Origin of the sequence: Nocardia otitidiscaviarum NBRC 14405, from assembly GCF_000308635.1 — a bacterium.
GTDB lineage: Bacteria > Actinomycetota > Actinomycetes > Mycobacteriales > Mycobacteriaceae > Nocardia > Nocardia otitidiscaviarum.
Window position 1 is genome coordinate 1 of the sequence record NZ_BAGD01000039.1, and the last position, 13147, is coordinate 13147.

Below are 13147 nucleotides of genomic sequence, written 5' to 3' on the forward strand. Positions count from 1 at the left end.
GGTCGCCCGCTCGTGTCGGTAGGTCGCCCGCTCGTGTCGGTAGGTCGCCCGCTCGTGTCGGTAGGTCAGGCGATCGAATCTGCAGGGCAGGCGGGTCGGCACCCCTGTCGCCGACCAGCGGTGCCGGGCCCGCGGCGGGAACGATGCGCGTACGGGCGCGAGGGGTGGGTCAGAGGCCGAAGGTGCCCGGACCCACGTTCTTGGAGTTGCGGGTGCGTAGCGCGTGCACGTAATCCTCGGGCGCGCCCGCCTTTTCGGCCGCGTCGGCGATCACACCGAGGTAGCGCGCCGAGGGCAGGCCGCCCTCATAGGCGTCCAGCACGTAGAGCCAGGCCAACACCGGTTGGGTGCCGGTGCCGGGGCTGGGGGTGACGCGGAGCCGGATCTTCTTGTGGATCCCGAAGTCCGAGCCCTCCCAGCGATCGAGGCTCACCTCATCGTCGTCGGGAACGTCGTAGAGGACGACGAACACGCGCGAACCGGGCTCCTCGACCACCGTCGCCAGCGGTCCCTCCCAGCCGATGTCGTCCCCGGCGAAGGTGAGGCGCCACCCCTCCAGCCAGCCGGTTCCGTACACGGGGGAGTGCGGACAGCGCTTGAGCATCTGCTCCGGATCCATGTTGGATCCATAGGCGGCGTAAATCGGCACTGTTAGAGCCTATCGAATGTAGCCCCCCGTATGTTCCAGCTGTCTCCGATTTGCCCTTCGCCGCTGTACCCGCCTGCCGAACACCCCGCATCCGGACACCGGTCGATTCGCGGCGCGAATCCGCCCGGAGGGCAAATCAAACACAGTGTGACGCGTTCGACAGGCGGGCTGACCGGCCCGCACCCGCCGGGAACGAGGCGGAGGGCGGAAAATACAGTTTGGTAGGCGCCGGAGATCCCGGTTGCCGAGCTGAAGCGGAGGAACAATGACCCGCATTGCGATCATCGGAGGCGGCCCCGCCGGATACGAGGCGGCGCTGGTGGCGGCCCAACACGGGGCGCCGGTCACGCTGATCGACAGTGACGGCATCGGCGGCGCGTGTGTGCTGTGGGATTGCGTGCCGTCCAAGACCTTCATCGCGTCCACCGGGGTGCGCACCGATCTGCGGCGCGCCCGCGATCTGGGTATCACCGTGCACCCGTCGCAGGCGCAGGTGCGGTTGGCCGAGGTGAACTCCCGCGTGAAGGCGCTCGCGCAGGCGCAGTCCTCGGATATCAAGACCAAGTTGCAGACCGCGGGTGTGACCGTGCTGCACGGTCGCGGCGAGATCATCGACCAGGCCCCGGGTCTGGCCACCCACCTGGTGAAGGCCACCACCTTCGACGGTCAGGAGCGCGTGCTCGAGGCCGAGGTGGTGCTGATCGCGACCGGTGCCAGCCCGCGCGTGCTGCCCGGCGCGGAGCCCGACGGCGAGCGCATCCTCAACTGGCGGCAGCTCTACGACCTCAAGGAACTCCCGGAGACCCTGGTGGTGGTCGGCTCCGGTGTCACGGGCGCCGAGTTCGTCTCCGCCTACACCGAGATGGGCGTGAAGGTGAAGATGGTCTCCTCCCGCGACCGCGTCATGCCCGGTGAGGACGCCGACGCCGCGCTGGTGCTCGAGGACGCCCTCGCCGAGCGCGGTGTGGAACTGGTCAAGCACGCCCGCGCCGACACGGTCGAGCGCACCGCGGACGGCATTGTGGCGAAACTCTCCGACGGCCGCACCGTCACCGGCTCGCACGCCCTGATGACCGTGGGCTCGGTGCCCAACACCCAGGGGCTGGGCCTGGAGCGTCTCGGCATCGAACTCGACAAGGGGGGTTACCTGCGCGTCGATCGCGTCTCGCGCACCACCGCGACGGGCGTCTACGCCGCGGGCGACTGCACCGGCCTGCTGCCGCTGGCCTCGGTGGCCGCCATGCAGGGCCGTATCGCCATGTACCACGCGCTGGGCGAGGGCGTGCAGCCGATTCGCCTCAAGACCGTGGCCTCGGCGGTGTTCACCCGCCCGGAGATCGCGACCGTCGGCGTCAGCCAGACCGCCATCGACAACGGCGAGGTTCCCGCCCGCACGGTCATGCTGCCGTTGAACACCAACCCGCGCGCCAAGATGTCGGGCCTGCGCCGGGGTTTCGTCAAGATCTTCTGCCGTCCGGCGACCGGTGTGGTGATCGGCGGCGTGGTGGTGGCCCCGATCGCGTCCGAGCTGATCCTGCCGATCGCGCTGGCGGTGCAGAACAACCTCACGGTGAACGATCTGGCGCAGACGTTCTCGGTGTATCCCTCCCTTACCGGCTCCGTTACCGAGGCGGCGCGCCAGCTCATGCGTCATGATGATCTCGACTGACGGGTGAACATCCGGTGGTGGGAACACCTGCCGCCTTGCCGCTGGCCGCGCAGTGTGATTCACTTCGCGGCGGGAAAGCGATCGGTCGGGCGATCGCGAGATTGTCGGGGGTGCAACCCTTTCCGGTCCCTACCGGTGCGAACTCGCGGTCACCCGCGTGACGCGCGCGGGATGAGGGATCGAAAGGGATACACGAGAAGTGAAGCACCGCAAGCCGAACCGCATGAAGGTGAGCACCTCCCTAACGGTGGCGGGTGCGGCCGTGGCGGCCACACTGATGTCCACCCCGGCCAATGCCGTTCCGAACGATCCCAACGCCTCGCCGACCGCGCCGGCGCAGCCGGGTGAGGCCGAGAACCCGGAGGTGCAGCCCCGCACGGGTGGCGCCCCGGCCCCGCAGCCGGACAACACCCGCAAGCCCGAGAACCGGCCCACGCCGAGCCAGCCGGGCGTCAATCCGGAGCAGCCGGTACCGCAGGGGGAGACCCCGGGCACGCAGCCGGGGACCACGCAGCCCGGCACGACGCAGCCCGGCACCCAGACCGACCCCGGCGCACCGGCCGAGCCCGGTGCCCAGACGCCGCAGCCGTCGCCTTCGCAGCCCGGTGTGACCACCCCGCGGGTGGCGCCGCTGCCGGTGCCGGGTCAGCAGAATCCGGCCGAGCCCGCCGTGAACACCCCGCGCCAGCCGGGCACAACCATTCCGGCGCAGCCGGAGGCGCAGGCCCCCGAGGCCGACGCGGAGGCGGTCCAGCCGGACGAGGAGACCCCGGTCGACACCCTGACGAGCCCGGAGACGGTGCAGCCGCGCTGGGAGGCCCCCGTGGTCGAGACCGCTCCCGCCGCGCCCGTGGTGGAGATGACGGGCCCGCACACCGAGGTCGGCGCGAACGTCGACGGCGGTGCGCTGCTGCCCGGTTTCGCGGCCAACACCCACCACTTCAGCAACCTGGACGGCTACGTCGGCACCGTCGGCTACAGCACCCCGGGCGGCTACGGTGAGGCCGGTGTCTCGCTGGAGTTCATCGAGGCCAATACCATCAAGGTGACCGGCTTCGTCGGTGGCGGCGGCGCCGAGGACCGCAAGGTCGAGTTCACCGTGGACACCACCCAGGCCAATGCGGCCAAGGCGGCCGCCGAAGGCTGGATCCGTCTGCAGCCGGGTGGCTCCGCGGCACTGGCGGCGCTGGGCGAAATTGGTAAGCTCCCGCAGGGCGAATTGCCCGCCCAGACGATCGAGGTCGGCGGTGCGACCACCCAGTGGGGTGGTTCGGTCCAGTACTGACCTCGGGGTCGAATCCGGCAGCTGAGTTTGTCGCGTGGGGGCGGTCGTTCGCGGCCGCCCTCAGTGCATGCGTGGGGAAAGGACACCGGTGATGGGTTCCGGCAAGGATGAGACCGCGGACGCCGCGAACGCGCAGTCCGGGCTCCCGCCGGAGTCGGACGGGTTGGAGTCGCGCCCCACGGAGCAGTTGTCGCGCGATGCGGTGACGGCCGACGCGGAGCCGACGGCCGATCCGGACGCGCAGGAGACCGAGCAGCTGTCGCGCCGCGATTTTCCCGACAGCGCGCGAAACGGCACGGAAGACGCGGGTTTCGGCCCGCCGCTGACGGAATTCGGCCCGCCGGTCGCCGATTTCGGTCCGCCGCTCTCCGATTTCGGTCCGCCGCTGTCGGAGTTCGGCAAGGCCCCCGATTCGGGTGCCGCGGCGTGGACTCCGGCCGCGCCGCCGTCGCCCAGCCCCGAGATCGGGTGGCGGCCGGTGGACGGACCGCAGTACCACGCGCCGGAACCGGCTCCCGCGCCGCCGACCGCTCGGTTCGATTCCGCCGCCAACTCGGACGCCACCGTGCGCCTGTCCGGCGACCAGGTGCCGCCCGCGCCGAAGAAGTCCTCGGGTTGGGCCGTCGCGGGCGGGATCAATACCACCAACTCCGGTCGCGAGTCGTCGTGGCTGCGCGGTGGCGGCGAGTCGGGTTACCCGCCACCCACCGCGCCGGAACCGGCGCGTTCGTCCACCTCGGCGTCGAAATCCACCGGCACGGAACGGGAATCGCTGTCGTGGGCGGATGATCCCATCGGCAAGATGCTCGCGCCGAAGACCGCGCCGCCACCGCCACCCGAGCCGGAGAGCCGCGGGCGGGGTCGGCTGCTGCTGGTCGCGGGCGCGGTCGTGGCGTTGATCGCCGTGGTCGTCACGGTCGCGCTGATCACCCGGGGCGGCGGATCCGACGACGGTGCGTCCGCCGATCCGCTTCCGGTCACCACCGGGGCGGCGGCCACGAGCAGTGCCGCCCTGAGCTGCCCGGCCCGCAAGGACGGCAAGGTCACGGTCGGCAACGGCCCGGGGTCCACCGCCTCCGGGGCGGAGGCGATCCTGGGCTTCCAGCACGCCTTCTACGCGCAGCGCAGCGGCACCAAGGCGCGCGAGTTCGTGGCTCCGGACGCGTTGAACATCTCCCCGGCCGACACCATTCAGCAGGCCATCGACGAGGTGATTCCGGCGGGCACCACCTACTGCCTGCGCATTGTGGAGATCACCCCGGACATCTTCGACGCCGACCTCACCGAGCACCGCCCGGACGGCACCACCACCGTGTACCGGCAGCACATCACCACGGTCAACCGGGACGGCAGGCATCTGATCGTCGCCATCAACGAGCGTCCCTGAGCGACGGCGGCGGGTCGGGCCCGCCGCCTGCGCGGGTGCGGCCGCTGTACGCGCCCCGGTACCGGATCGAACTCAGAAGATCTCAGAATATGAGAATCACATTTCATATTCTGGTAGCGCTGTGAAACAGTGGAGTTCCGCGAACCCCGGCTTTCCCTCGGAGGTGTCCATGTCGCCGCTCACTCCACCCCTGTCCCAGCGTCTCGACGGGCTGCGGAGTTCGGCGATTCGCGATCTGCTCAAACTCACCGCGCGCGCCGACATCATCAGCCTTGCCGGTGGTTTGCCCGATGCCGAACTCATGCCGCGTGATCGCATCGCCCGCGCCGCCGACGCCGCCCTCACGGACCGTTCGCGCTTGCAGTACACCGAATCGCCGGGCTGGGGTCCGCTGCGCGAGGTGCTGGCGGCACGTGAGTCCACCCGCCTGGCCCGCCCGGTGCCGATCGACGAGGTGTTCGTCACGCACGGTTCGCAGCAGGCGCTGTCCCTGCTCGCCGAGGTGCTGCTCGATCCGGGTGCGCTGGTGGTGGTCGAGGATCCGGCCTACGTCGGTGCGCTGCAGGTCTTTCGCGCCGCCGGGGCGCGGATCGAGGCCGTGCCCCTGGACGCCGACGGTATGCGCCTCGACGTCCTGCGCGAACTGCTGGCCCGCGGTGCGCGGCCCGCCGTCGTGCACACCGTCAGCAACTTCCACAATCCCGGTGGTGTCACGCTGCTGCCGGAGCGTCGCCGGGAACTGGCCGAACTCGCCGAGACGTACGGTTTCTGGATCATCGAGGACGACCCGTACGGTGAGCTCTGGTTCGACCGGCCGTCCCCCGAGCCGGTGGCCACGTACTCGCCCAACGTGATTCGGCTGTCGAGCTCGTCCAAGATCCTCGCACCCGCGCTGCGGGTGGGCTGGATGGTCGCGCCCACCCGGGTGTGCCGTGCGGTGGAGCTGCTCAAGCAGGGTGCGGACCTGTGCGGTTCCGCGCTCACCCAGCAGATCGTGACCGACCTCCTCGCCGACGCCGAATGGCTGGCCGCGCATGTCGACTCCGTGCGCACCGCCTACGGCTCCCGGGCCAAGGCGCTCGTCGACGCGGTGCGCGCCCGCTTCGGCGACGCTGTGGTCAGCACCGACGCCGCGGGCGGCATGTTCGTCTGGGTGGACTTCGCCGACGGCACCGATACCGATGCCCTGCTGCCCGCCGCCCTGGACGCGGGCGTCGCGTACGTGCCCGGTTCGGCCTTCGCGGTCGCCACCGACTACAGCCACGCCATGCGCCTGTGCTTCACCACCTCCGACGCGGAGACCCTGGGCCGGGCGATCGACCGCTTGGCCGGCGCCCACGCCGCCGGGCGGGGCTGACCGTCCACGGTCCGAGGGCCGGAACGTATCGTCTTCCCCGACACGGGATCACGGCTGCTCCCGTGCGGTCGACGGAAGGAATGCGGTGCGATTCGGTGCTGTCCCCGGCGGTTTCGGCGATTCCCTGCTCGGCTCGACGGCCGCATGAGGCGTTCCCGTCTCGCCGCGGCGCTGGCGGCCGGTGCGCTGCTCTGTATGGGCGTCGTGCGCGCCGAGGCCGCCCCGCGCCCCGCCATCGCTCTCGGCGGCGGCATGGGGGTGGCCATGCTGCACGGCGTGCCCTTGGCGGAGGCGACCTGGATGTGGTTCTGCACCCTCACCGCCGTCGGCTACGACCGCCACGGCGATCTGATCGGAATCACCAACGCGCACTGCGTCTACGACCGGCAGGGGCGGCAGTGGCCCGGGGACGAGGTGGTGGCGGTATCACCCGCGGGTGACGTCGTGGTCGGCCGGGTGGAGTTCATCAGCGGCGGCAATCCGCTCGTGCCCGGACCGAACGGGCCCGGACTCGACTACGCCGTCATCGTTTTCGACCGGTCCGTGGTGACACCGCTGCCCACCGTGGTCGGAAATCCGGTGCGCCGCATCGCCTCACCGCCGCCGCCCGGCACGACGCTGTGCAAGCTGGGCATCACCACCGGTCTGACGTGCGGGGTGATGCTCGGCACCGTCGGCCCCTATGTGGTGAATTCGGTGACCGAGAACATCGGCGATTCCGGGGCTCCCATCGTCGTCGGGGACGCGCTGGTGGCCAGTCAGTGGCTCACCGGCGGCGCGACGGCCATGACCGCGATCGTGGCGGACCTCGATCGGCGGGGTGGTGCCGGAGCCGGATTCCGGCTCATACCTGCGTGATTCGCCCGCTCACACCCAGTCGTAGGTGCGTTCCACCGCCTTGTTCCACTCGGCCATGAGCCGGTCGCGGTCGGTATCGGTCATGGTGGACTTCCAGCGCCTGTCCTCCGACCAGTTGGCGCGGATGTCGTCCGTGCTCGCCCAGTAGCCGACCGCCAGCCCGGCCGCGTAGGCGGCTCCGAGCGCGGTGGTCTCGGTGACGACCGGGCGCACCACCGGGGCGTCCACGATATCGGCCTGGAACTGCATGAGCAGGTCGTTGACCACCATGCCGCCGTCGACCTTGAGGGTCACCAGCTCCACGTCCAGCCGCTGGGCGGCCGCGTCGGCGCGCATGGCGTCGAGGACCTCGCGGGTTTGAAAAGCCGTGGCCTCCAGGGCGGCTCGGGCGAAGTGGCCCTTGTTGGCGAATCGGGTCAGCCCCACCGCCACGCCGCGGGCGTCGGGACGCCAGCGCGGTGCGAACAGTCCCGAGAACGCGGGCACGATGTAGACGCCGCCGTTGTCGGGTACCGACCGGGCCAGCTCCTCCACATCGTCGGCGGTGCTGATCAGGCCGAGATTGTCGCGCAGCCACTGCACCAGCGAGCCGGTGACCGCGATGGAGCCCTCCAGCGCGTACACGGCCGGTTCCGCACCGAGCCGATAGCAGACTGTGGTGAGCAGCCCGTGCTCGCTGAACACCGGGGTGGTGCCGGTGTTCATCAGCATGAAATTGCCGGTGCCATAGGTGTTCTTGGCCTCGCCGGGGGACAGGCACGCCTGTCCGAAGGTGGCGGCCTGCTGATCGCCGAGAATGCCCGCCACCGGAACGCCGCGCAGCGCACCGGAGGTGATGTCCGCGTACACCTCCGACGAACTGCGGATGGTGGGCAGCATCGCGACGGGCACCCCGAATTCCGCGCAGATCTCCGGATCCCATTGCAGGGTGCGCAGATCCATGAGCATGGTGCGCGAGGCGTTGGTGACGTCGGTGATGTGCTCGCCGGTGAGGTTCCACAGCACCCAGCTGTCGATGGTGCCGAAGCAGAGTTCGCCGTTCTCGCCGCGTTCCCGCGCCCCGGGCACGTGATCGAGAATCCAGCGCAGTTTGGGACCGGCGAAGTAGGTGGACAGTGGCAGGCCGGTGCGATCGGCGTACCGGTTCGGGCCGTCACCGCCACCCAGTTCGCCGACCAGCGCGGCGGTGCGGGTGTCCTGCCAGACGATGGCATTGTGAATCGGCTTGCCGGTGCCGCGATCCCACACCACGGTGGTCTCGCGCTGGTTGGTGACTCCGGCGGCGGCGATGTCACTCGCGCTCAGGCCGGTCTTCTCCAGGACTTCGGCGATCACGGATTCGGTATTGCGCCAGATGCTTTCGGCATCGTGCTCGACCCAGCCCGGCTGCGGAAAGATTTGCTCGTGCTCCCGTTGCGCGACGCCGACGATCGACCCGCGCTGGTCGAAGACGATGCACCGGCTCGAGGTCGTACCCTGATCGATGGCGGCCACATAGCGACGCATTGGAGCAGGCTACCGTGCGAACGGGCCGATACGGGCGGATGACACAGGCCCCGTCGTTCCTTCCTGTCGCGAACGACCGCGTTAGGCTGGTGTCTGGTTACCCGTGGGCAACCGCACCAGAGCCACGAGCGTCATCGATACGAATGCCGCGTCGCCGGAGCCTCCGGCGCGCCGGTCGGCCGGAGGAGTCGAGCATGGCGAAGCACCCGCACTCTCAGTTCCTGGGCCCGGAGCAGCGTGCCGCTGCCTGGGAACGGCTCGGTAAGGAGCCGTTCGACGTGATCGTGATCGGCGGCGGCGTGGTGGGCGCGGGTATTGCGCTCGACGCCGCCACCCGCGGTCTGGAGGTGGCGCTGGTGGAGGCGCGCGATCTGGCGGCGGGCACCTCGAGCCGCTCCTCCAAGATGTTCCACGGCGGCCTGCGCTACCTGGAGATGTTCGAGTTCGGGCTGGTGCGCGAGGCGCTGCGGGAGCGGGAGCTGGCGCTGTCCAAGCTCGCACCGCATCTGGTGAAGCCGCTGAAGTTCCTCTACCCGCTGACCCATTTCGGCTGGGAGCGCCCCTATGTGTCCGCGGGCCTGCTGCTGTACGACACCATGGGCGGCGCGAAATCCGTTCCGGGACAGCATCATCTGACTCGGCACGGGGCGCTGCGGCTGGCGCCCGGGCTCAAGCGCAGCGCGCTGACCGGTGGCGTCACCTACTACGACACGCTGGTCGACGATGCCCGCCACACCATGACGGTGGCGCGCACGGCCGCCCACTACGGGGCGACCATCCGCACCTCCACCCAGGTGGTCGGCTTCCTACGCGAGGCCGACCGGGTGGTCGGTGTGAAGGTGCGCGACAGCGAGGACGGCCGCACCACCGAGGCCCGCGCCAGCGTGGTCATCAATGCCACCGGCGTGTGGACCGACGAGATCCAGGCGCTGTCGCATGTGCGCGGCCGATTCCATGTGCGAGCCTCCAAGGGCGTGCACATCGTGGTGCCGCGCGACCGCATCGCCAGCGACGCGGCCCTGATCCTGCGCACACCCACCTCGGTGCTGTTCGTGATCCCGTGGGGCAGCAACCACTGGGTGGTCGGCACCACCGACACCGACTGGAATCTCGATCTGGCGCATCCGGCCGCCACCAAGGCCGATATCGACTACCTGCTCGACCGCATCAACGAGGTGCTGGTCACGCCGCTCACGCACGCCGACATCACCGGCGTGTACGCGGGCCTGCGCCCGCTGCTGGCGGGGGAGAGCGACGAGACCTCGAAGCTGTCGCGCGAACACGCGGTGGCCCGGATCGCGCCCGGCCTGGTGGCCATCGCGGGCGGCAAGTACACCACCTACCGGGTGATGGCCTACGACGCCGTCGACGCGGCGCTGGTGGACATCCCGCGCCGGGTGTCGCCGTCGGTGACCGAGAAGGTGCCGCTGCTCGGCGCGGACGGCTATCACGCCCTGCTCAACCAGGTCCCGCATCTCGCCGAGAAGTACGGCGTGCACCCCTACCGCATCGAGCACCTGCTCAACCGCTACGGCTCCCTCATCGACGAGGTGCTCGGCCTGGCGGACGGCAAACCCGATCTGCTGCAACCGATCACCGCCGCCCCCGCCTACCTTCAGGTGGAGGCCCTGTACGCGGCGGCAGCCGAAGGCGCGCTGCACCTGGACGACATCCTGGCCCGCCGCACCCGCATCTCCATCGAATACGCCGACCGCGGTGTCGACTGCGCCGACCAGGTGGCCCGCCTGGTCGCCCCGGTGCTCGGCTGGGAAGAGGCCGATATCGCCCGCGAGGTGAGCACCTACCAGGCCCGGGTGCGCGCGGAGATCGAATCCCAGACCCAGCCCGACGACACTTCCGCCGACGCGCTGCGCCTGGAAGCGCCGGAGGCGCGCCGGGAAGTCCTGGACCCGGTTCCGCTCACCGCCGACTGATCGAAGGGGATAGCGATACGGCGAGCGCCCCACCTGTGGTGGGGCGCTGGTGCTCCGTAGGCCGGAAAGTATGTCTTTCACCTGCGCACTCTGTTCCAAGCGGATGCCAATGGTTCGTTAATGCCCAGCGGTTAGCGTCCTCGGCGAGGGCCGTCCCATCGGCCGGTGCAGGAGTACGAAGTGACGGATCAGGATGGGCAGGTGGGCAACCCGGTCTACGAGGTTCGGTTCGGTTTCACCGTGCGGGATGTATCGACGATCTCCGTGTGCGCGGGATTCGCTCTCGTTGCTTTCCTTCCCAGCTGTCCGCTCCTGCTACGGATCGCATGTCTGGGGTTCTTCGGCGGGGGTGGTCTGGTGTACCTCTACCAGATCCTGAACCTGACGTGGTCACGTCGTGTCGCCTTGCGTGTCGACGCCACCGGAATCACCCTGGGCGAGTCTCCGATCCTGGGTCACCGGAAAGAGATTGTGCGCGTTCCGTGGTCCCAGCTCACCTCGGTTGCGGTGGTGACCGAACCTGGGCGCTATCCCTTGACCTACATCTGCGTGACTACGCGAGATCGACCATCGGCATTGCCGAATCCGCCCGCCTCATGGCGAGACGGCGTCCATGATTTCGGCATTCCACACCCGTCACCGGGACTGTTCACGGCGAGCAGGCGGATCATCGGCTGGGAATTGAATCGCACGCGGCTGGAGCAAGCTGTGAAGCAGAATGCTCCGGGGGTCGACGTGCTGTACTTCAGCTGATACTGCCGCCCGCGGCCAGTTGTCGCGCCCGCTCGCCGCGTCTGACCCCCACCGGATGTCGCCGCCGCGAGGTGTGTCATCGAAACCGGCCCGACACCCACATCCCGACAGAACGGACCTCATCGTGAGATTTCGCCTCACCGCGATCGGCTACCTCCGCTCCGCATCAGCGGCCTCCGCCAAGCCTGGGACGAGTCCCGAACCAGCGCACCACCCCGCCCCCCTCGCCCGCGTGATAGCCAGCGCGCAGCCGAGGCCGAATGACATCCACCACTTCCGACGTCACCGGCACGCGTGCCCACCGACCTCGGCCTGTCAGACGAACACCCTGTAAGGCCGATGAGCGACCTAGGTGCGCCTATTTCACATGGAAATCAGTTGCCAAATGGAAATCTGCGTACGTACGGTTGATCCATGCAGGACGCTCAGACCCCACAACAGGCATTGGACACCGCAGCCGCCGCGACCCGGCGGGCCCATGAGGCTGCTGCGGTGCCCAGGTGGGGGCCTGTTGCGGCTGGTGTGCTCACGGCGCTGGCCATGCTGCTGATCGAGACGGTGATCGAGGACAATCTGTCGCTGGTAGTCAGAGCGATCCTTGTGGTCGCCGGAATCGTCATCATCGTTGCGAATTTCAAGGTCCTCTGGTGGATGCGGGATCTGCGGCGTGCACGCGGGGTCGTCCCGCGTGAGCCATCGCCGTGGAAGGACGAGGCCGTGTGGTGGCTGGCGCTCGTCATCGTGCCGTGCCTGGTCTGGGTGAACTCCGAGTACCGGGTGTGGCCGCGGCTGCTGACCAGTCTGATTCTGGGCGTGTGGATTTGGTACGTGTCGGCACGCCCGTCGTGGAAATCGCGATTGCGGCATGCGCCATGGAAGAACTGAACGAACTGTTCGCGACTGTGCCACGCCTCAAGCTCGTGGCATTCCTCGACGGCTGCGCCGAGGCCGAATTCCTCGTCATTGCCGAGATGTGCGATCTCAACAAATCCACCCTGTCCAAAGCGATGACCACACTCGAGAGCGCCGGCTACCTCGACGTCACCAAGGGCTACGTCGGCCGCAAACCCAGAACCTGGCTGGCCCTGACCCCCAAGGGCCGCACCGCCTACCACGCTCACCTAGCCGCCCTCGCCGCCCTCACCCGCAAAGGCGGACAGGCCGCGCCTGAACCGTGACCGAATCTCGAGCGGTCCTGCGGACGCATCGCCTGTGCGAGATCCTATCGACTGCGGGTTGGCCACTACGCCGGTACGGTCAGCGCCCGCACAATCGACCGCACGTTCTGGAGATTGCGGCCGTAGTCGACGGTCGTGATCGGAAGGCGCGGACGACTGGAGACCGCCACAGTGCTGCCGTCGAGCCGCTCTGTCACCACCACCTGCAGGTTCTCGCCCCAGCTCATCCATGACACCTTCGTGCGCGCGGTGAGTGCACCAGCGGCTGGATCGCGCCGCGTGATGGTCGCCGGTACCTCGGCCAGTACTCGTTCGGCCATCGCGAACGCCTCCCCGGCGGGCCGCTGCACGTCGATCGAAACCTGCTGGCGCACCGCGGCTCCGAGCTCGTGGCCGGTGCCATCGCGTCGTGCCCGCATCATGGACAGTCCAGTGATGATGGCACCGAACAGGAGCCCGCCGATCAATCCGGCGATCACGCCAGCCCACACGGAGCCGGAAATCAATCCCAGATAGAGCGCCATCACAATGCCGAAAACCAGGCCGCTGCGCAGAAATATCCGGGTTGCCC

General features: G+C 69.1%; 12 protein-coding genes. 9 read left to right on the forward strand and 3 right to left on the reverse strand.

Translation table 11 applies throughout. The annotated features are described in order from the left end of the window. Nucleotides 1-169: 169 nt before the first annotated feature. Entirely contained in the window at nt 170-649 is a 480-nt protein-coding gene (locus ON31_RS06535; protein ID WP_029925601.1) for a gamma-glutamylcyclotransferase family protein, read from the reverse strand. A gap of 265 nt (nt 650-914) precedes the next feature. Between ON31_RS06535 and ON31_RS06540 the strand changes: the two genes are divergently transcribed. From ON31_RS06540 to ON31_RS06560, 5 genes are all read left to right on the forward strand, one after another. Next, nucleotides 915-2318, forward strand: a complete 1404-nt coding sequence (locus tag ON31_RS06540) for an NAD(P)H-quinone dehydrogenase (RefSeq protein WP_039810419.1) — start codon at nt 915-917, stop codon at nt 2316-2318. Between the two features lie 199 nt (nt 2319-2517). Beyond that, nucleotides 2518-3603 carry a hypothetical protein gene (locus ON31_RS06545; RefSeq protein WP_157533607.1) on the forward strand — a complete coding sequence of 362 codons (1086 nt, stop codon included), beginning with the start codon at nt 2518-2520 and terminating at the stop codon, nt 3601-3603. Between the two features lie 91 nt (nt 3604-3694). Next, nucleotides 3695-4990, forward strand: a complete 1296-nt coding sequence (locus tag ON31_RS06550; protein WP_051036934.1) for a DUF8176 domain-containing protein — start codon at nt 3695-3697, stop codon at nt 4988-4990. Between the two features lie 169 nt (nt 4991-5159). Further along, the gene (locus ON31_RS06555; protein ID WP_039810556.1) at nt 5160-6347 is read left to right on the forward strand and encodes an aminotransferase-like domain-containing protein; all 1188 of its coding nucleotides are present in this window, start codon (nt 5160-5162) and stop codon (nt 6345-6347) included. A gap of 144 nt (nt 6348-6491) precedes the next feature. Then, nucleotides 6492-7205, forward strand: a complete 714-nt coding sequence (locus ON31_RS06560; protein ID WP_051036935.1) for a chymotrypsin family serine protease — start codon at nt 6492-6494, stop codon at nt 7203-7205. A gap of 9 nt (nt 7206-7214) precedes the next feature. On the opposite strand, the gene glpK is transcribed toward ON31_RS06560, so the two are convergent. Beyond that, on the reverse strand, nt 7215-8711 hold the full coding sequence (gene glpK, locus ON31_RS06565) for a glycerol kinase GlpK (protein WP_039810422.1): 1497 nt from the start codon (nt 8709-8711) through the stop codon (nt 7215-7217). A gap of 194 nt (nt 8712-8905) precedes the next feature. Between glpK and glpD the strand changes: the two genes are divergently transcribed. The 4 genes from glpD (at nt 8906) to ON31_RS06585 (ending at nt 12576) form a co-directional block, all read left to right on the forward strand. After that, entirely contained in the window at nt 8906-10645 is a 1740-nt protein-coding gene (glpD, locus tag ON31_RS06570; RefSeq protein ID WP_039810424.1) for a glycerol-3-phosphate dehydrogenase, read from the forward strand. 165 nt (nt 10646-10810) lie between these two features. After that, the gene (locus ON31_RS06575; protein ID WP_039810427.1) at nt 10811-11398 is read left to right on the forward strand and encodes a hypothetical protein; all 588 of its coding nucleotides are present in this window, start codon (nt 10811-10813) and stop codon (nt 11396-11398) included. 414 nt (nt 11399-11812) lie between these two features. Next, the gene (locus tag ON31_RS06580) at nt 11813-12283 is read left to right on the forward strand and encodes a hypothetical protein (protein WP_147287052.1); all 471 of its coding nucleotides are present in this window, start codon (nt 11813-11815) and stop codon (nt 12281-12283) included. Then, a complete protein-coding gene (locus ON31_RS06585) occupies nt 12271-12576 on the forward strand; it encodes a transcriptional regulator (protein ID WP_039810432.1) in 306 nt (101 codons plus the stop codon). The genes ON31_RS06580 and ON31_RS06585 overlap by 13 nt, the downstream gene beginning before the upstream one ends. Nucleotides 12577-12641: 65 nt before the next feature. Here the strand turns inward: ON31_RS06585 and ON31_RS06590 are convergent, their stop codons facing one another. Beyond that, complete coding sequence (locus ON31_RS06590) at nt 12642-13100, reverse strand: hypothetical protein (RefSeq protein ID WP_039810434.1); 459 nt, start codon at nt 13098-13100, stop codon at nt 12642-12644. Between the last annotated feature and the right edge of the window lie 47 nt (nt 13101-13147).

Bases quoted from the DNA above. Each gene is read 5' to 3' on its own strand.
- ON31_RS06540 (WP_039810419.1), top strand. From the start codon at position 915: ATGACCCGCATTGCGATCATCGGAGGCGGCCCCGCCGGATACGAGGCG.
- glpK (WP_039810422.1), bottom strand. From the start codon at position 8,711: ATGCGTCGCTATGTGGCCGCCATCGATCAGGGTACGACCTCGAGCCGG.
- ON31_RS06550 (WP_051036934.1), top strand. From the start codon at position 3,695: ATGGGTTCCGGCAAGGATGAGACCGCGGACGCCGCGAACGCGCAGTCC.
- ON31_RS06590 (WP_039810434.1), bottom strand. From the start codon at position 13,100: ATGGCGCTCTATCTGGGATTGATTTCCGGCTCCGTGTGGGCTGGCGTG.
- glpD (WP_039810424.1), top strand. From the start codon at position 8,906: ATGGCGAAGCACCCGCACTCTCAGTTCCTGGGCCCGGAGCAGCGTGCC.
- ON31_RS06580 (WP_147287052.1), top strand. From the start codon at position 11,813: ATGCAGGACGCTCAGACCCCACAACAGGCATTGGACACCGCAGCCGCC.
- ON31_RS06555 (WP_039810556.1), top strand. From the start codon at position 5,160: ATGTCGCCGCTCACTCCACCCCTGTCCCAGCGTCTCGACGGGCTGCGG.
- ON31_RS06585 (WP_039810432.1), top strand. From the start codon at position 12,271: ATGGAAGAACTGAACGAACTGTTCGCGACTGTGCCACGCCTCAAGCTC.
- ON31_RS06560 (WP_051036935.1), top strand. From the start codon at position 6,492: ATGAGGCGTTCCCGTCTCGCCGCGGCGCTGGCGGCCGGTGCGCTGCTC.